Below are 17,779 nucleotides of genomic sequence, written 5' to 3' on the forward strand. Positions count from 1 at the left end.
GCATGAAGCCAGATGCCGCCGAGTTGGTGAACCAATACCCGAACTGGACCCAGTCGTTCAGCAAGGCCACCCTGCAGCGCGCAGAACGCTATGCCGACGAAGGCCGGGTGGAACTGGACGGTATCTACCGCCAGATCATCACCGCCCGGTGCGAAGGCAGCGGTGACAATGTCTACCAACAAACCATCGAACTGCACATTGCAGGCGGCCGCTGCCACGTCGAGGGTGAGTGCGACTGCCCGGTACGGCAAAACTGCAAGCATTGCGCTGCGGTACTGTTCACCCTCAGCGGCCCCACCATCAGTACCGAGCCTGTGCAAAGCCCGCCGGGTACGCTGTCGGCCGAACTGCAGCACTGGCTCAGTGGCCTGGAGCAGCCGCCGGCCCATGCCGGCGCAGCCGATGACAAACGCGGGCGCATGGTCTGCTACCAGCTGCAACTGACCGATACTGCCGGCTGCTCGCTGCTGGTGCGCAAAGGCACACGCAGCGAGGACGGCATCCGCTTCAGCCGGGTGCAGTCGCTTTACGATTTTCTCTACGAGCCGCCGCGCTTCGTCACCGACCAGGACACGCGCATCCTGCGCCTGCTTGCGGCATTGAACCAGGGGGCCGGCCAGGACCGCGGCTACCAACTCAAAGGCCAGGAAGGCGGCGAACTGTTCCAGCGCGCACTGGAAACCGGGCGCATGCTGTTCGACGTCAACATGCCCCTGCTGCACGAAGGCCCGACGCGCCCAGCCGAGTTCCGCTGGGTACGCCAGGACAATGGCAACTACCGCGGGCTGTGGTACAGCGGTGAGGAACCGCTGCGCTGCGTCATCCCGCTGCTGCCGCTGTACTACTTCGATGTGCAGGCGCAAGAGGTGGGCAAGGTCGAACACACCCTTGACCCGCATGTGGCCGTGCAACTGACCATCGCCCCCGATGTGCCGGAACACCTTGTCGTCCCCCTGAGCCACAAGCTCAATGCCCTGAGCCACAAGGTGCCGACCCCAGCCCCCGTGCGAGAGCAAGTGATCGAGGACATACAGCCACAGGCCCTGCTGGCCCTCGGCAGCCTCGAGTACACCGCCTACATGCCGAAAACCGGGCGCATGCAACGGCAGATGCAACATCGCGCCGCATTGGCATTCGACTATGACGGCCTGCAAGCCAGCGGTAGCGACGACAAGCCGCTGACCCGCCTTGCAGGCAACACCAGCCAGCGCATCCGCCGCCAGCCCCAGGCTGAACAAGCCCTGCGCAAGGTGCTGCGGGACTTCGGCTTCAGGCCTGCAACCCGGCAGAGCAAGGCATTGCCCGACAGTGCCGGGGAAATGTATCAACTGCCCGACGACGAAGCCTGGCTGCACTTTGCCCGCGAAGGCCTGCCACGCCTGCGCGAAGCCGGCTGGGCCATCGATACCCACCGCGATTTCGCCTTCGAACTGCAAGAGGTGGAAGACTGGTACGCGACCATCGACGAAGCGCCGGGCCATGAATGGTTCGACCTGGAACTGGGCATCGTGGTCGATGGCCAGCGCCACAGCCTGTTGCCGATCGTGCTGCAATTGCTGCGCAGCAGCCCAGAGCTGTTACGCCCCAGCGAACTGGCCCGGCGCAGTGACGACGAGCACCTGCTGATCGACCTGAACCGCGGCCGCCTGGATGCCTCGCCCTTGCGCGTCGCCCTGCCTTATGGCCGTATCAAGGCAGTGATGGGCACCCTGGGCGAGCTGTACCTGCACGAAGGCAGCGTAGGCCCGGCCCTGCGCCTGGACCGCGCCGACGCCGCGCGCCTGAACCAGATCGAAGGCATGCCGCTGCATTGGCAAGGTGGCGAGCATGTGCGCGACCTGGGGCGCCGCCTGCGTGACGCGCGTGACCTGCAGGTCGCACCGCCAGTCGCGCTGCGGGCCAGCTTGCGCGCCTACCAGCAGCAAGGCCTGAACTGGCTGCAGGCCCTGCGCGAAATGGGTACCGGCGGCATTCTGGGCGACGACATGGGCTTGGGCAAGACCCTGCAAGCCTTGGCTCACCTGCTGCTGGAAAAGGAAAGCGGGCGCCTCGTCAGCCCAGCCCTGGTCGTGATGCCGACCAGCCTGATACCCAACTGGCTGGACGAAGCCGCACGCTTCGCCCCCGACCTGCGTGTACTGCCCCTGCACGGGCCAGGGCGCAGCAAGCATTTTGCCAAGCTGGGCGACTACGACCTGGTCCTCACCACCTATGCGCTGCTGCCGCGCGACCTGCAGCACCTGCGCGCGCACGCGTGGCACGTGCTGGTGCTGGACGAGGCACAGAACATCAAAAGCAGTACCAGCAAGGCGGCCCTGGCCGCCTGCGAACTGCAGGCCACCCAGCGTCTGTGCCTGACCGGCACGCCGATGGAAAACAACCTGGGCGAACTGTGGTCGATCTTCCACTTCCTGATGCCCGGCTGGCTGGGTGAACTGAAGCGCTTCAACCAGGACTACCGCACGCCGATCGAGCGCCACGGTGACAGCGAGCGCATGGCCCACCTGGCCAACCGCGTCCGGCCGTTCCTGTTGCGCCGCACCAAGGAGCAGGTGGCCACCGAGCTGCCGGCCAAAACCGAGATGGTGCACTGGGTCGAGCTCAGCGACGCCCAGCGCGACACCTACGAAGCGGTACGCGTGGCCATGGACAAGAAAGTCCGCGATGAAATTGCCCGCAACGGTGCCGCGCGCAGCCAGATCGTGATCCTCGACGCGCTGCTCAAGCTGCGCCAGGTGTGCTGCGACCTGCGCCTGGTAAAAGGCGTGGAGAGCAAGGGTAACCAGGCCGACAAGGGCAAGCTGGGGGCACTGCTGCAAATGCTCGATGAGCTGCTCAGCGAAGGCCGCCGGGTACTGCTGTTTTCGCAGTTCACGTCGATGCTTGCACTGATCGAGCAGGAACTGCAAAAGCGCCAGATCCGCTACAGCCTGCTCACCGGCGATACCCGCGACCGGCGTACGCCGGTGCAGCAGTTCCAGCAGGGTGACAGCGAGGTGTTCCTGATCAGCCTGAAGGCCGGCGGCGTGGGCCTGAACCTGACGGCGGCAGACACGGTGATCCACTTCGACCCCTGGTGGAACCCGGCCAGCGAAAACCAGGCCACCGACCGCGCCTACCGTATAGGCCAGGACAAACCGGTGTTCGTGTTCAAGCTGATTACCCGCGGCACGGTGGAAGAGAAAATACAGGCACTGCAGCAGGAGAAGGCCGCGCTGGCGGCGAGCCTGCTCGATGGCGGCCAGGCTGGGCAGTGGCGGCTGGGGGATGAAGAGATCGATGCCCTGTTTGCACCGTTGCCAGGCAAGCGTGGGCGCTGATGCCCTCGGGTCGGCCGTGAGGGTTGGCTGGCAGTGAGGCCGAGCGCCGCGCCGGCGGCGATCTCACTGGCAACCAGAAACCCGCTCCAGCGGCGACAGGTCAGTCGACCAGCTGCGCCTCTTTCAACGCGCCCAACGCCGCCAGCCAGCGTGGCTGCTGGCGATAGTCGGTACGTGCAAAGCCCTGCCCGCGCATCCGGGCGATACGCGGCGAGGGCCTGACCTGCATGCGCTGCGCTGCGCTCAGTGCCAGCTCTGCGGCCGCGCGGTCATTGCAAACCAGGCCCATGTCGCAGCCGGCAGACAATGCCGCCTCGATACGGCTGGCCGCATCGCCCACCACATGGGCACCGGCCATCGACAGGTCATCACTGAAGATCACCCCGTCAAAGCCCAGCTCGCCACGCAGAATGTCCTGCAGCCAGCGGCGCGAGAAGCCGGCCGGCTGGTCGTCCACCTGCGGGTAGATGACATGCGCCGGCATCACCGCCGCCAATTGCCCGCTCAGGCGGCTGAACGGTACAAGGTCGGCCTGGCGCAGTTGCGCAAGGCTGCGCTCATCGGTGGGAATGGCCACGTGCGAATCGGCCTCGGCCCAGCCATGCCCCGGGAAGTGCTTGCCGCAGGCCGCCATGCCGGCGGCATTCATGCCGCGGATGAACGCCCCGGCCAACTGCGTCGCACGCAGCGGGTCGCCCTCGAAGGCGCGGCTGCCCACCACGGCACTGCGCTGGTGATCAAGGTCAAGCACCGGAGCGAAGCTCAGGTCCAGGCCCACTGCCAGCACTTCGGTCGCCATCAGCCAGCCACACTGCTCGGCCAGGTATTCAGCGTTGTCGTTGTCGGCCAGCGCGCGCATGGCGGGCAGGCGTACAAAGCCCTGGCGCAGGCGTTGCACACGGCCGCCCTCCTGGTCCACCGCCAGAATCAGATCGGGGCGTATGGCGCGGATGGATGCGCATAGCTCACGCACCTGGCGCGGGCTGTCGATATTGCGGGCGAAGATGATCAGGCCGGCCACTTCGGGCTGGCGCAGCAGGTGACGGTCTTCGGCGGTCAGCCATTTACCGGCGATGTCCACCATCAGGGAGCCTTGCAGACTGACGGTCATGGGTATTCCTTAATTGAAGACTGAACAGAAGCGGCGCTAGCTTAGCCCAAGCGCCCCGCCGCGCCCAGCTTTCAGGCCTTGGCCGTGGCGGCGCTGCTCTTGGTGCGTGGCCGCAGTTGTGCAGTGGCCATGGCCGGGTCGGTGACGCCACTGTCCGCCCGCATGCCGGCCGCCAGGAACGGCACCATCAGGCGCATGACCTGTTCGATGGACGTATTGATACCGAAGTCGGTTTCGGCGATGGCCCGCAGGGCCTTGATGCCGGACATGCTGAACGCGGCCGCCCCCAGCATGAAGTGCACGCGCCAGAACAGCTCCAGCGGCGGAATACGGGGAGCCGCCTCGTTGACCAACAGCATGTAGCGGCGGAACACCTTGCCGTACATGTCTTCCAGGTAGCGCCGCAAGTGCCCTTGGCTCTGGCTGAAGGCAAGGCCCAGCAGCCGCATGAAGATCGACAGGTCGTTGTTGCTGCGCGGCTGCACGGCCAATGCCTGCTCCACCAGCATTTCCAGCAGCTCTTCCAGGCTTGGCTTGTGCTCGGGCTTGGCCTGGCGGCGTTCCAGTTCACGCTCGAGGCTGGCGCAGAACGGGCCCAGGAAGCGCGAGAACACAGCCTGGATAAGCGCTTTTTTGGAACCGAAGTGATAGTTGACCGCCGCCAGGTTGACCCCGGCCTTGCTGGTAATCAGCCGCAGCGAGGTTTCAGCGAACCCCCTTTCCGCGAACAGCTGCTCGGCAGCATCGAGAATGCGTTCAACGGTTTCCGATTGGGCCATGACTACTCCGACTACTCCGCCAGACAAACAGTTGTTTGAAACATACGTTTCAGCCCTGCATCTGTCAAGGCTCGGTGACCGGGCGGTCGCCGTTGGAAAACAGCGCGCGTCGTGCCTCCGGGAGGGGGCGTGCGACTTTTCTTGCAACGTGTGGCTTGAAGCTTATCCAGTACTGTATATAATCCCAGTCACTGTACAAAAAGCCAGAGCACCCAACATGCTGAAACTGACGCCACGCCAAGCCGAAATTCTCGCGTTCATCAAGCGCTGCCTGGAAGACAACGGTTTCCCGCCCACACGTGCCGAGATCGCTCAGGAACTGGGCTTCAAATCGCCCAACGCTGCCGAAGAACACCTCAAGGCCCTCGCCCGCAAGGGTGCCATCGAAATGACCCCAGGTGCATCCCGCGGCATCCGCATCCCGGGCTTCGAAGCCAAGGCCGAAGAAAGCGGCCTGCCCATCATCGGCCGTGTGGCTGCCGGTGCACCGATCCTGGCCGAGCAGCACATCGAGCAATCGTGCAACATCAACCCCGCCTTCTTCCACCCCCAGGCCGACTATTTACTGCGCGTGCACGGCATGAGCATGAAGGACGTCGGTATCCTGGACGGCGACCTGCTGGCAGTACACACCTGCCGTGAAGCACGCAACGGCCAGATCGTGGTGGCCCGCATCGGCGACGAAGTGACCGTCAAGCGCTTCAAGCGCGAAGGCAGCAAAGTCTGGCTGCTGGCCGAAAACCCCGAATTCGCCCCCATCGAAGTCGACCTGAAAGAACAGGAACTGGTGATCGAGGGCTTGAGCGTCGGCGTCATTCGCCGCTGATCCAGGAGGCGTCATGCAGCAGTTCATTCACGTACCCGAGCAAGCCCAGTTGCCGTTGTTCGAAGCATTCCTTGCCCAACCCGTACTTCCTGGCTTAAAGGCCAGCGAACTGGCACGCAAGCACAGCGACCCCGAGCTTTTCAGCGAACTGTCGCTGCGTGGCGCCCAAGGGCACTGCCAAAACCTGCTGGCACCCGTACTGCGTGAGCTGAGCGAAGAAGACGAGACCCGCTGGCTGACCCTGATCGCGCCGCCGTCGAGCCTGACCCAGGCCTGGCTGCGCGACGCAGGCCTCAACCGTGAACGGATCCTGCTGCTGCAACCCCGTAGCAATCAGAGCCCATTGCAGCTGGCCTGCGAAGCCCTGCGCCTGGGCCTTAGCCACACAGTGGTCAGCTGGCTGGGTAGCGTGAATGCCACTGCCCGCCAGCAACTGCTACGGGCAGCCACTACCGGAAATGCACAAAGCCTGAACATCCGCCTCGGCTGATGTTCAGGCTTTGCCTGTTACTTCAAAACGCCAGCCACCTGCTGCACCCTCAGGGTTCAGTGCAGCACCCGCGGCCCTTCATCACGCTCAGCCTCACCTTCCATCAGGCGACCGGCCATCTGCACACCCACGCTGAGCATGGCCTTGGCCACTTCAACATGCTGACCCTGCAGAAATACCTTGGCGTCTTCCGAGAAATCCAAGGTTACCAGTGAGCCTTCATCCTCGGCGCGACGCAGTTCGATGCGGCCATCAGGCAACTCGACAATTTCCAGAAAAGACGTAGACATAAATGGCAGTTCTCCGCGAAAGGCCAGTATTGTATCAGCCGTTGCCGCGATCAGCACTCACTCAACGCGTCGCGAAAACGCCTGACCAGGCCTTTGAGGTTATTGCGCCAGCTTTCCAGCTCGGCGCGGGACAATGCTGGCTGCTCGGGCTCGTCAAGGTTCACGGCTTGGATCAGCGGCTGAGTAACATCGGTTTTTGGCGCTTTCCTGGCGACAGGTGGTCGGAACAAATCGGCATAACCACTGAGCATTTGCGCCAGCCAGGTTTCACGCTGGCGCGCCAGCTCCAGCAGCTCGGCCACCTCGGGGATGGCAATACCGTTCAGGCTGTCGTCGGCCAGTGCCTGCTCCACAGTTGCCACCACCGGCAGGCGGTAGAAAGCACCAATTTCATGGCACATGCCCAGTAGCGCGCCGTACAGGTGAAACAGCGCCGACTCGCGCTCGGCCTGTACCAAGCCCTGGGCATTCATGGCCTGGCTTTGCTCGGCCTTGGCCATGGCCTCGAGGGCGAGGCCGGCAAAGAACAGTTTCTGGTTGGTGCGGGTGTAGGTTTCCTGGGCCATTTCTGTGCCCTCCCTTCAGGCTGCAAGGCAAGTTTCTGCATCATAAATGATTGGGGCCGCTAAGCGGCCCCAATTACAGCACTGAAGGCTCAGCGCTTGTCTTCTACCTTCCACGCGCCACCGTCGTAGAACGCCTTCCAGCCGGTAGGCTTGCCATCGACCTCGGACTGCACGTACTGCTCCTTGGTCTTGCGGCTGTAGCGGATCACCGCAGGGCGGCCGTCCGGGTCCTTCTGCGGCGCATCGCACAGGAAGTGGTACTTCGGGTCGATCTCGTGCTTGTGCGGCACGATTTCCATGACCAGTGGTGCCCGGGTTTCGCGGTTCTTGGGGAACTGGCTGGCCGCCAGGAACAACCCCGAGGCGCCATCGCGCAGTACGTAGGTGTCGTCCACCTTCTCGCACTTGAGCTCAGGCATGTCCACCTTGTCCATCTTCGGTGGCGCTGCCTCACCGCTTTTCAGCAGTTTGCGGGTGTTCTTGCAAGCCGGGTTGGTGCAGCCGAAGAACTTGCCGAACCGGCCGGTCTTCAGTTGCATCTCGCTACCGCACTTGTCGCATTCCAGGCTTGGCCCTTCGTAACCCTTGATGCGGTAGTTGCCTTCTTCGATTTCGTAGCCAGCGCAGTCCGGGTTGTTACCGCAGATGTGCAGCTTGTGCTTCTCATCCAGCAAGTAGGCATCCATCGCCGTGGCACAGATCGGGCAACGGTGCTTGCCCAACAGCACCCGCGACTCGGACTCGCCCTCGTCGTCCGCAGCGATCTCATCGCCGGGCACCAGGTTGACGGTCGCCTTGCAGCGTTCTTTCGGCGGCAGGCTGTAGCCAGAGCAGCCAAGGAATACCCCAGTGGAAGCGGTACGAATCATCATTGGCCGGCCACATTCCTTGCACGGAATGTTGGTCATGGTCGGCTGGTTGGCGCGCATGCCGTCTTCGCTCGACTCGGCCGTCTGCAGCTTCTTGCTGAAGTCGCCATAGAACTCGTCGAGCACGTTCTTCCAGTCACGCTCGCCCTGGGCCACGTCGTCGAGGTTCTCTTCCATGTCGGCGGTAAAGCCGTAGTCCATCAGGTTGGAGAAGCTTTCCGACAGGCGCTCGGTGACGATGTCGCCCATTTTCTCGGAGTAGAAGCGGCGGTTGTGCAGGGTCACATAACCACGATCCTGGATGGTGGAAATGATCGCCGCGTAGGTCGACGGGCGACCGATGCCGCGCTTTTCCATTTCCTTTACCAGGCTGGCTTCGGTGAAGCGTGCCGGCGGCTTGGTGAAGTGCTGGCTCGGGTCGATCTGCAGCAACTTCAGCGCTTCGCCCTGGACCATTTCCGGCAGTACGTCGTCTTCACCCGGTTTGCTCTGCTGTGGCAGCACACGGGTATAACCGTCGAACTTCAGGATACGGCCCTTGGCGCGCAGCTCGAAATCGCCGGCAGCCACGGTGACACTGGTAGACAGGTACTGCGCCGGCGGCATCTGGCAAGCCAGGAACTGGCGCCAGATCAGCTCGTACAGGCGCTCGGCGTCGCGCTCCATGCCACTGAGCTTGGTCGGGTGTGTATTCACGTCCGACGGGCGAATCGCTTCGTGCGCTTCCTGGGCGCCTTCTTTGCTGCCGTAGACCAGCGGTGCATCCGGCAGGTACTGCTTGCCGAACTCACGCTCGATGTAGCTGCGGGCCATGTCCAGAGCATCGGCCGACAGGTTGGTCGAGTCGGTACGCATGTACGTGATGTAGCCAGCTTCGTACAAGCGCTGGGCCATCATCATGGTCTTCTTCACACCAAAGCCCAGGCGGTTGCTGGCGGCCTGCTGCAGGGTGGAGGTAATGAACGGCGCCGACGGCTTGCTGCTGGTCGGGCGGTCTTCGCGCTTGACCACGCTGTAGCTGGAAGCCTTGAGCTTCTCCAGCGCGGCCATGGCCTGGGCTTCGTTCAGCGGCTTGAACGCCTCGCCATTTTCGCGCGCCACTTCGAAACGCACCTTGGCGTTTTTCGCGGTGCCGAGGTCGGCGTGGATTTCCCAGTATTCTTCCGGGATGAACGCGCGAATTTCACGCTCGCGCTCTACCACCAGCTTGACCGCTACCGACTGCACGCGACCGGCAGACAAGCCACGGGCAATCTTGGCCCACAACAGCGGCGACACCATGTAGCCCACCACACGGTCAAGGAAACGCCGAGCCTGCTGCGCGTTGACCCGGTCGATGTCCAGCTCGCCCGGTTGCGAGAAGGCTTCCTGAATCGCCTTCTTGGTAATTTCGTTGAACACCACGCGCTTGTAGCGGGCGTCGTCACCACCGATGGCCTCGCGCAGGTGCCAGGCAATGGCTTCCCCTTCGCGGTCCAAGTCGGTTGCGAGATAGATGGTGTCGGCATCCTTGGCCAGGCGGCGCAGCTCTTCGATCACCTTTTCCTTGCCAGGCAGGATCTCGTACTTGGCTTTCCAGCCGTGGTCGGGGTCGACACCCATGCGCGACACCAGCTGGCGACGGGCCTTTTCCTTGGGTGAAAGCGCCGGGGCCTCACCCGCAGCCTTACCACGCTTGGCGGCCGGCTCTTTGCTTGCGCTGGCCGAACCGCTGGTGGGGAGGTCTCGGATATGGCCGATACTCGACTTCACCACGTACTGGTTGCCCAGGTACTTGTTGATGGTCTTGGCCTTGGCCGGGGATTCCACAATGACCAGCGATTTGCCCATGGATCGGAGTATTCCTGAATCTGAAGATGAAAAACGCGTCAGGTGCCGACACGCGGCACCGCTATATATAGTGGCAAAAGTGTGAGGTCAAGTTCGAACGATCATGCGTGCGACTTGCCCAGCAACCCGGGCAGCCCCTCTTCGGCCTTGACCAAAGCAAAGCGTGGCACCTGCTCGCCGTCAACCTCGACGGACTCCTGGAACATCGAAAGTGGCCTTACCCAGAAGCTGTAGTCACCATACAGGCACTGGTAGAAAACCATCCACTCTTCGCTCTCGGAGTGCCGCGCAACGCTGAAGACACGGTACTCAGGCCCTTTGTAATGCCGGTAGACGCCTGGCTGTATCTGCATGTTGCACACCCTCCTGAATAAAACCTGAAAAAACAAAACCGGGGCACAAGGCCCCGGTTGCTGTCCAGCGGCGCGATCAGACGCGTTCGAAGACAGTGGTGATACCTTGGCCGAGGCCGACGCACATGGTCGCCACCCCGAGGGTACCGCCATTTTGCTTCATGACATTGAGCAGGGTGCCGGAAATACGTGCCCCAGAGCAACCGAACGGGTGCCCCAAAGCGATGGCGCCGCCGTGCAGGTTAACCTTCTCATCCATCTTGTCGAGCACTTTCAAATCTTTCAGCACTGGCAAGGCCTGTGCAGCGAAGGCTTCGTTGAGCTCGATGAAGTCGATGTCTGCCATGGTCAGCCCGGCACGCTTGAGGGCTTTCTGGGTCGATGGCACCGGGCCGTAGCCCATGATCGCCGGGTCCACACCTGCCACCGCCATCGAGCGGATTACCGCCAACGGCTGTATACCCAGGTCCATGGCGCGCTGGCCAGACATGACGATCATGCACGACGCGCCGTCGGTGATCTGCGACGAAGTACCGGCCGTAACCGTGCCCCCTTTGGGGTTGAATGCCGGCTTGAGCGACGCCAGGCCTTCGAGGGTGGTTTCCGGGCGAATGGTTTCGTCGAAATCGAATACCTTCAGGAAGCCGTTCTCGTCGTAGCCCTGCATCGGGATGATTTCATCCTTGAACTTGCCTTCGACCGTAGCCTTGTGGGCCAACTGGTGCGAACGCAAGCCAAACAGGTCCTGCTGCTCACGGGTGATGCCATGCATCTTGCCGAGCATTTCTGCAGTGAGGCCCATCATCCCGGAAGCCTTGGCGGCATGCAAGGACAGGTGCGGGTTAGGGTCCACGCCGTGCATCATGCTGACATGGCCCATGTGCTCCACGCCGCCGACCACGAACACATCGCCGTTGCCGGTCATGATGGCCTGGGCGGCGGTGTGCAGCGCGCTCATCGACGAGCCGCACAGGCGGCTGACGGTTTGCGCAGCGGAAGTGTGCGGGATCTGCGTCATCAGCGAAGCCATGCGGGCGATGTTCCAGCCCTGCTCCAGCGTCTGGTTGACGCAGCCCCAGATCACGTCCTCGACCTCTTTGGGGTCGACCTTGCCGTTGCGCTCCAGCAGCTTGCTGATCAGGTGCGCCGACATGTCTTCGGCGCGGGTGTTGCGGTGCATGCCACCCTTGGAGCGGCCCATCGGCGTGCGACCGAAGTCGACAATCACCACGTCTCTTGGATTCAGGCTCATATCAAATCTCTCGCTCTAGCTCGTTGACCGCTCAGTTGAAGAAGCGCTGGCCATTCTTGGCCATTTCGCGCAGCTTGGCGGTCGGGTGGTACAGCGGCCCCAGGTCGGCATAGCGATCGGCCAGGGCAACGAATTCGGCGACACCGATCGAGTCGATGTAGCGCAGCGCACCACCGCGGAAGGGAGGGAAACCAATGCCGTAGACCAGCCCCATGTCGGCTTCGGCAGCGGTCTCGACGATGCCGTCTTCCAGGCAGCGCACGGTCTCCAGGCACAGCGGCACCATCATCCAGTTGACGATGTCTTCATCGGTGACTTCACGCTGCTCGAACACGATCGGCTTGAGCACGTCGAGCACGGTAGCGTCGAACACTTTCTTCGGCTTGCCACGCTTGTCGGTTTCGTAGGCGTAGAAACCCTTGCCATTCTTCTGCCCCAGGCGGTTGGCCTCGTACAGGGCATCCACCGCCGAGCGGCGCTCGTCCTTCATGCGGTCAGGGAAACCTTCGGCCATCACGTCACGGCCGTGGTGGCCGGTGTCGATGCCTACCACGTCCATCAGGTAGGCCGGGCCCATTGGCCAGCCGAACTTTTCCATGACCTTGTCGATGCGCACGAAGTCGACACCGGCGCTGACCAGCTTGGCAAAGCCGCCGAAGTACGGGAACAGCACGCGGTTGACCAGGAAGCCCGGGCAGTCGTTGACCACGATCGGGTTCTTGCCCATTTTCTTGGCATAGGCCACGGTGGTGGCCACAGCCACTTCACTGGACTTCTCGCCACGGATCACTTCTACCAGCGGCATCATGTGCACCGGGTTGAAGAAGTGCATGCCGACGAAGTTTTCCGGGCGCTTGAGCGCCTTGGCCAACAGGTTGATGGAGATCGTCGAAGTGTTGGAGGCCAGGATCGCATCGTCCTTGACCTGCCCTTCCACTTCCGCCAGCACCGCCTGTTTGACTTTCGGGTTCTCGACCACGGCCTCGACCACGATGTCGACATTGGCAAAGTCGCCATAGGACAGGGTCGGGCGAATGGCATTGAGCGCCTCGGCCATCTTGGCCGGGGTCAGGCGGCCCTTTTCGACGCGGTTGCCAAGCAGCTTGGAGGCCTCGTTCAAGCCCAGCTGGATGGCTTCCTCGCGGATGTCCTTCATCAGGATCGGGGTGCCCTTGACCGCGGACTGGTAGGCGATGCCGCCACCCATGATACCGGCGCCAAGCACGGCAGCCTGCTTCACGTCGTGGGCGATTTCGTCGTGCGCCTTGGCCTTGCGCTTGAGCTCCTGGTCGTTCAGGAACAGGCCGATCAGGCTCTCGGCAACCGAGGTCTTGGCCAGTTTGGCAAACCCGGCCGCTTCGACTTCCAGCGCCTTGTCGCGGCCGAAGTTGGCGGCCTTCTGGATGCTCTTGATGGCTTCGACCGGGGCCGGGTAGTTCGGCCCGGCCTGCCCGGCAACGAAGCCCTTGGCAGTTTCGAACGCCATCATCTGTTCGATGGCGTTGAGCTTGAGTTTTTCCAGCTTGGGTTGGCGTTTGGCCTTGTAGTCGAGCTCGCCGCTGATGGCGCGCTTGATCAGGTCGATGGCGCCAGCCTGCAGCAGCTCGGGCGCAACCACGGCATCGACGGCGCCGACTTTGAGGGCGTCTTCGGCGCGGTTTTCCTTGCCGGCAGCGATCCACTCGATGGCGTTGTCCGAACCGATCAGGCGCGGCAGGCGCACGGTGCCGCCAAAGCCCGGGTAGATGCCCAGCTTGACTTCCGGCAGGCCGATCTTGGCGCTGCTGGACATGACACGGTAATCGGCGGCAAGGCACATTTCCAGGCCGCCACCCAGGGCGATGCCATTGATGGCCGCGACGGTCGGCACTTCGAGGTCTTCGAAGGCGTTGAAGATGCGGTTGGCTTCCAGGTTGCCGGCGACCAGTTCGGCCTCGGGCAGCTTGAAGTTGTCGACGAACTCGGTGATGTCGGCGCCGACGATGAACACGTCCTTGCCACTGCTGACGATGACGCCCTTGACCGAGGCGTCGGCCTGGATGGCGCCTACGGCCTCGCGCAGCTCGTTCAGGGTCAGGCGGTTGAACTTGTTGACGGACTCACCCTTGAGGTCGAACTTGAGCTCGACGATGCCACTTTCAAGAGCCTTAACCGTGATGGCTTTACCTTCGTAAATCATCAACTGATCTCCACGATATGGAAGCTGAACTGTACACGCCGATCGCTGCAGCGGAAGCAGGCCTAGCTGCCCCGCCCAGGCACACCCGTCAGCGCGCTAGTCGGAAGTATGGCTTGGCGTGGTGACATACAAACGCTCAATTCATACGCCCGTTTGATTTGGGTGTGCACACATTCTCCGAAAAGATCTGCGTTGTCAAATGCTCACGAGCACGAAGAAAACGCGACTTTGTGGTCATTTTGTACCGTGCGCGCAGCAAATCATGATGACAGTGATCACCGGTCATTCATGCCAGCGATCGACCCCCGCGATTGCACAGGCGCTGCACATTTTCGCTTGCGCGCCGAGCGGGTATGGCTACACTGCCACTTGCGTGAATGAATACCCGGCCTGCCTGGCCTTTTCTGCGAAAGCAGAACGCAAAGCGGCGACTTGGCACCCCACCCCTTCAGGGGTATGCCAAGCCGCCGCTTTGTCGTTGTAGGAGCGGCATTGTGTCTTGAGAGGGGATTAGACCTGGTCATTCACCGTTCCACTTGTGGGAGCGGGCTTGCCCGCGAACACCGGCAAAGCCGGTGCCAGACACCGCGTCGCCTGCTTCGCGGGCTTGCCCGCTCCTACAGGTGAATCGCGCAGGCTTTTCAAATTTTGAGAAAGAGAGTTGCTCCTAAAGGGATCATGTTTAGCTGAACTCAGGCGAGGGTTTCGAGGACGTAGGCAACATCCTGCAATACAGCCATATCGCCCCGTTCAGTCCAATACAACGCGATCATCCGGGCATCGGCCTCTACCTTGTAAACGCTCGCCGGCAAGCGCGCCAGCGCCTCCACGAAACGCGGGTCTTCGCAGGGTTCGCGGTACTGGTTCCACCACACCCCCGGGCTGACCTGCCAGTAGCTGAAGCTGTTCTGGTGCCCACGGCGGCGCGCCCGGTGGTACTGCGGACAAGGACTTGGCGGCTCCTTCTCCAGCCAGTGCGGCCACTGCTGTGGCGCCAGCTGCATGGCCAACCCCATACGTCGGGCCTCCAGGCGCAGCTTCATCTGCTCGCTCTGCTTGCGCGAACTGCGCAACCAGGAAAACGGGCTGAGAATCAGCGCAAGGATTGACACCACCAGCAATACCGTCATATCAGTAGATTCCATAAAGCGTTGCAAATGAGCTGGTTAGCCACTTTTCACGGAAGACCCGCCCGAAAGCGACCATACTTCCTTTATCGCGATTGTCAGGAGTACTGCTCATGCCCTACGAACATTTGTTGGTCGCGGTCGACCTGACCGAAGAATGCGACCCGGTAATCAAGCGCGCCATGGCCTTGGCTGCCCCATCGAACGCCAAGGTATCGCTGGTGCATATCGTCGAGCCAATGGCCATGGCGTTTGGCGGCGATGTGCCGATGGACCTGTCGCAACTGCAACAACAGCAGTTCGACCAGGCCAAAGAGCGCATGGACCGGTTGTTCAACAAGTACCCGGACATTAATCGAGGCGACTCGCACCTGACCTACGGCCAACCTCGCCAGGAAATTCACCAGCTTGCCAAGGAACAACACTGCGACCTGATCGTGGTCGGCAGCCATGGCCGCCACGGCCTGGCGTTGCTGTTGGGTTCCACGGCCAATGACGTGCTGCACGGTGCGCCATGTGACGTGCTGGCGGTACGCTTGCAGAAGAAAGACTGAGCCGACCTGGTCCGGCCCTATCGCCGGCAAGCCAGCCCCCACAGAGGCACCATGGATTTCAAGCCTTATGGTGTCCCTGTGGGAGCTGGCTTGCCGGGGATAGGGCCGGACCAGGCTAACAACTATCAGCCTTCCAGCTCAGCCCAGCGCTCTACCAGTACATCCAGCTCACCCTGCAGCTTCTCGATCCTGGCCAGCACCGCCGAAGTCTCCGCAATCGGCCGCTGATAGAAGCCCACCGCATTCACTTCTTCCTGGGCTTCAGCCATGCGCTGCTCCAGCGCGTCGATCTGCCCCGGCAGCATCTCCAGCTCACGCTGCAGCTTGTAGCTGAGCTTTTTCTTCGATGCCTCTTCCACCACCGGCGCAGCAACAGGCGCAGGCTTGGCCTCGACCTTCTCCACCACCGCGCTGTTGAGGGCCGACTTGCCGCCCTTGCTCTCGGTCACGCCCAGCAGCTTCGGCGAGCCGCCCTGGCGAATCCAGTCCTCATAACCCCCTACATACTCGCGCACCTTGCCCTCGCCTTCGAACACCAGGGTGCTGGTGACGACGTTGTCGAGGAAGGCCCGGTCGTGGCTGACGATCAGCACGGTGCCCTTGTAGTTGGACAGCACCTCTTCGAGCAGTTCGAGGGTTTCCACGTCCAGGTCGTTGGTCGGTTCGTCGAGCACCAGCAGGTTGGCCGGCTTGCTGAACAGCTTGGCCAGCAGCAGGCGGGCACGCTCACCCCCCGACAGCGCCTTGACCGGCGTGCGCGCACGCTGGGGGCTGAACAGGAAGTCGCCCAGGTAACTGAGCACATGGCGGTTCTGCCCATCGATCTCGATGAAGTCACGGCCTTCGGCGAGGTTGTCGATCACCGTCTTTTCCAGCTCGAGCTGGTGGCGCATCTGGTCGAAATAGGCCACTTCCAGCTTGGTGCCGCGCTCGACCTTGCCTGAAGTGGGCTCCAGGTCACCGAGCATCAACTTCAGCAAGGTGGTCTTGCCGGTACCGTTGGCACCCAGCAGGCCGATACGGTCTTCGCGCTGCAGGACCATGGAGAAGTCCTTGACCAGCATCGGCCCTTCGGGATGATGGAAACTCACGTTTTCCAGCACCATGACCTGCTTGCCGGACTTTTCCGCCGCCTCGATCTGGATATTGGCCTTGCCCTGGCGTTCGCGGCGCTCGCCACGCTCTACCCGCAGGGCCTTCAAGGCACGCACGCGACCTTCGTTGCGGGTACGGCGGGCCTTGATGCCCTGGCGAATCCACACTTCTTCCTGGGCCAGGCGCTTGTCGAACAGCGCGTTGGCGGTTTCTTCGGCGGCCAGTGCGGCCTCCTTGTGCACCAGGAAGCTGGCGTAGTCGCCGTTCCAGTCGATCAGGCCGCCACGGTCCAGTTCAAGGATGCGGGTGGCCAGGTTCTGCAGGAACGACCGGTCGTGGGTAATGAACAGCACCGCGCCGTTGAAGCCGCGCAGGGCCTCTTCGAGCCAGGCAATGGCGCCAATGTCCAGGTGGTTGGTCGGCTCGTCGAGCAGCAGCAGGTCGGGCTCCGACACCAGCGCCTGGGCCAGCAGCACGCGGCGGCGCCAGCCACCGGACAGCTCGGCCAGGGTCTTGTCGGCAGGCAGTTGCAGGCGGCTGAGGGTGCTTTCCACCACCTGCTGCAGGCGCCAGCCGTCGCGGGCTTCCAGTTCGTGCTGAACATGCATGAGCTTTTCCAGGTCATCGTCGCCCTGGATGTTCATGCTCAGGTGGTGGAACTGCGCCAGCAGTTCACCCACGCCGTCGAGGCCGGCCGCGACCACGTCGAACACCGTGCGCTCATCGGCCACCGGCAGTTCCTGCGGCAGTTCGCCGATCTTCAGGCCCGGCGCACGCCAGATTTCCCCGTCGTCGCCCTTCTGCTCGCCCTTGACCAGGCGCAGCATGCTCGACTTGCCGGTGCCGTTGCGGCCGATGATGCACACCCGCTCGCCACGAGCGATCTGCCAGGACACTTTGTCCAGCAGCGGCATGGCGCCGAATGCGAGGGACACATCGCTGAATTTGAGCAGGGTCATGTTGGTCTCCATAAATCGGGCGCGCATTCTACCTGAGTTGGGCCCCCGACGGCAGCTGCCAGGCCAATCGATGCACCCGTGGCGACATCCGGTCGACGTTAATATGCCGATACAAGCACAGTGCTTTCACCCGCTGCCGGCAAACGGCTAAGCTAAGCCAATAGCTTCCAACAGTGCTG

14 protein-coding genes are annotated in these 17,779 nt (G+C 62.5%); 4 read left to right on the forward strand and 10 right to left on the reverse strand.

What is annotated here, in order from left to right; genetic code table 11:
• The first annotated feature begins 2 nt into the window (after positions 1-2).
• Positions 3-3,320 (forward strand): DEAD/DEAH box helicase, encoded by a 3,318-nt coding sequence (locus QME24_RS08795; RefSeq protein WP_280091264.1) that lies wholly within the window; start codon positions 3-5, stop codon positions 3,318-3,320.
• A gap of 100 nt (positions 3,321-3,420) precedes the next feature.
• Here QME24_RS08795 and nagZ read toward each other — a convergent pair whose 3' ends face one another.
• The gene (nagZ, locus tag QME24_RS08800; RefSeq protein WP_172828394.1) at positions 3,421-4,419 is read right to left on the reverse strand and encodes a beta-N-acetylhexosaminidase; all 999 of its coding nucleotides are present in this window, start codon (positions 4,417-4,419) and stop codon (positions 3,421-3,423) included.
• An 83-nt stretch (positions 4,420-4,502) separates the two neighbouring features.
• On the reverse strand, positions 4,503-5,210 hold the full coding sequence (locus QME24_RS08805; RefSeq protein ID WP_009686283.1) for a TetR/AcrR family transcriptional regulator: 708 nt from the start codon (positions 5,208-5,210) through the stop codon (positions 4,503-4,505).
• A gap of 217 nt (positions 5,211-5,427) precedes the next feature.
• On the opposite strand from QME24_RS08805, the gene lexA reads away from it, so the two are divergent.
• Both lexA and sulA read left to right on the forward strand, forming a co-directional pair.
• Positions 5,428-6,036 (forward strand): transcriptional repressor LexA, encoded by a 609-nt coding sequence (gene lexA / locus QME24_RS08810; RefSeq protein ID WP_029887015.1) that lies wholly within the window; start codon positions 5,428-5,430, stop codon positions 6,034-6,036.
• Between the two features lie 13 nt (positions 6,037-6,049).
• Positions 6,050-6,526: an SOS-induced cell division inhibitor SulA gene (gene sulA, locus QME24_RS08815; RefSeq protein WP_009686281.1), complete on the forward strand. Its 477-nt coding sequence runs from the start codon at positions 6,050-6,052 to the stop codon at positions 6,524-6,526.
• A gap of 56 nt (positions 6,527-6,582) precedes the next feature.
• Here sulA and QME24_RS08820 read toward each other — a convergent pair whose 3' ends face one another.
• The 7 genes from QME24_RS08820 to QME24_RS08850 form a co-directional block, all read right to left on the reverse strand.
• On the reverse strand, positions 6,583-6,816 hold the full coding sequence (locus tag QME24_RS08820; protein ID WP_009686280.1) for a hypothetical protein: 234 nt from the start codon (positions 6,814-6,816) through the stop codon (positions 6,583-6,585).
• Positions 6,817-6,866: 50 nt separating this feature from the next.
• Positions 6,867-7,382: a DUF6586 family protein gene (locus QME24_RS08825; RefSeq protein WP_054904165.1), complete on the reverse strand. Its 516-nt coding sequence runs from the start codon at positions 7,380-7,382 to the stop codon at positions 6,867-6,869.
• Positions 7,383-7,471: 89 nt separating this feature from the next.
• On the reverse strand, positions 7,472-10,081 hold the full coding sequence (gene topA, locus QME24_RS08830) for a type I DNA topoisomerase (protein WP_054904164.1): 2,610 nt from the start codon (positions 10,079-10,081) through the stop codon (positions 7,472-7,474).
• A 101-nt stretch (positions 10,082-10,182) separates the two neighbouring features.
• The gene (locus QME24_RS08835; RefSeq protein ID WP_025754461.1) at positions 10,183-10,434 is read right to left on the reverse strand and encodes a DUF1653 domain-containing protein; all 252 of its coding nucleotides are present in this window, start codon (positions 10,432-10,434) and stop codon (positions 10,183-10,185) included.
• Between the two features lie 76 nt (positions 10,435-10,510).
• Entirely contained in the window at positions 10,511-11,686 is a 1,176-nt protein-coding gene (gene fadA, locus QME24_RS08840; RefSeq protein WP_003248768.1) for an acetyl-CoA C-acyltransferase FadA, read from the reverse strand.
• Positions 11,687-11,717: 31 nt separating this feature from the next.
• Complete coding sequence (fadB, locus tag QME24_RS08845; protein WP_029887012.1) at positions 11,718-13,865, reverse strand: fatty acid oxidation complex subunit alpha FadB; 2,148 nt, start codon at positions 13,863-13,865, stop codon at positions 11,718-11,720.
• Positions 13,866-14,557: 692 nt separating this feature from the next.
• Entirely contained in the window at positions 14,558-14,995 is a 438-nt protein-coding gene (locus QME24_RS08850; RefSeq protein ID WP_235768713.1) for a hypothetical protein, read from the reverse strand.
• 110 nt (positions 14,996-15,105) lie between these two features.
• On the opposite strand from QME24_RS08850, the gene QME24_RS08855 reads away from it, so the two are divergent.
• Positions 15,106-15,546 carry a universal stress protein gene (locus QME24_RS08855; RefSeq protein WP_009686273.1) on the forward strand — a complete coding sequence of 147 codons (441 nt, stop codon included), beginning with the start codon at positions 15,106-15,108 and terminating at the stop codon, positions 15,544-15,546.
• A 125-nt stretch (positions 15,547-15,671) separates the two neighbouring features.
• On the opposite strand, the gene QME24_RS08860 is transcribed toward QME24_RS08855, so the two are convergent.
• Positions 15,672-17,600, reverse strand: coding sequence for an ATP-binding cassette domain-containing protein (locus QME24_RS08860; RefSeq protein ID WP_110679572.1), 1,929 nt, complete (start codon positions 17,598-17,600; stop codon positions 15,672-15,674).
• Positions 17,601-17,779: the final 179 nt, after the last annotated feature.

It is taken from the genome of Pseudomonas sp. PARCl1, from assembly GCF_947311875.1.
Lineage (GTDB): Bacteria > Pseudomonadota > Gammaproteobacteria > Pseudomonadales > Pseudomonadaceae > Aquipseudomonas > Aquipseudomonas juntendi.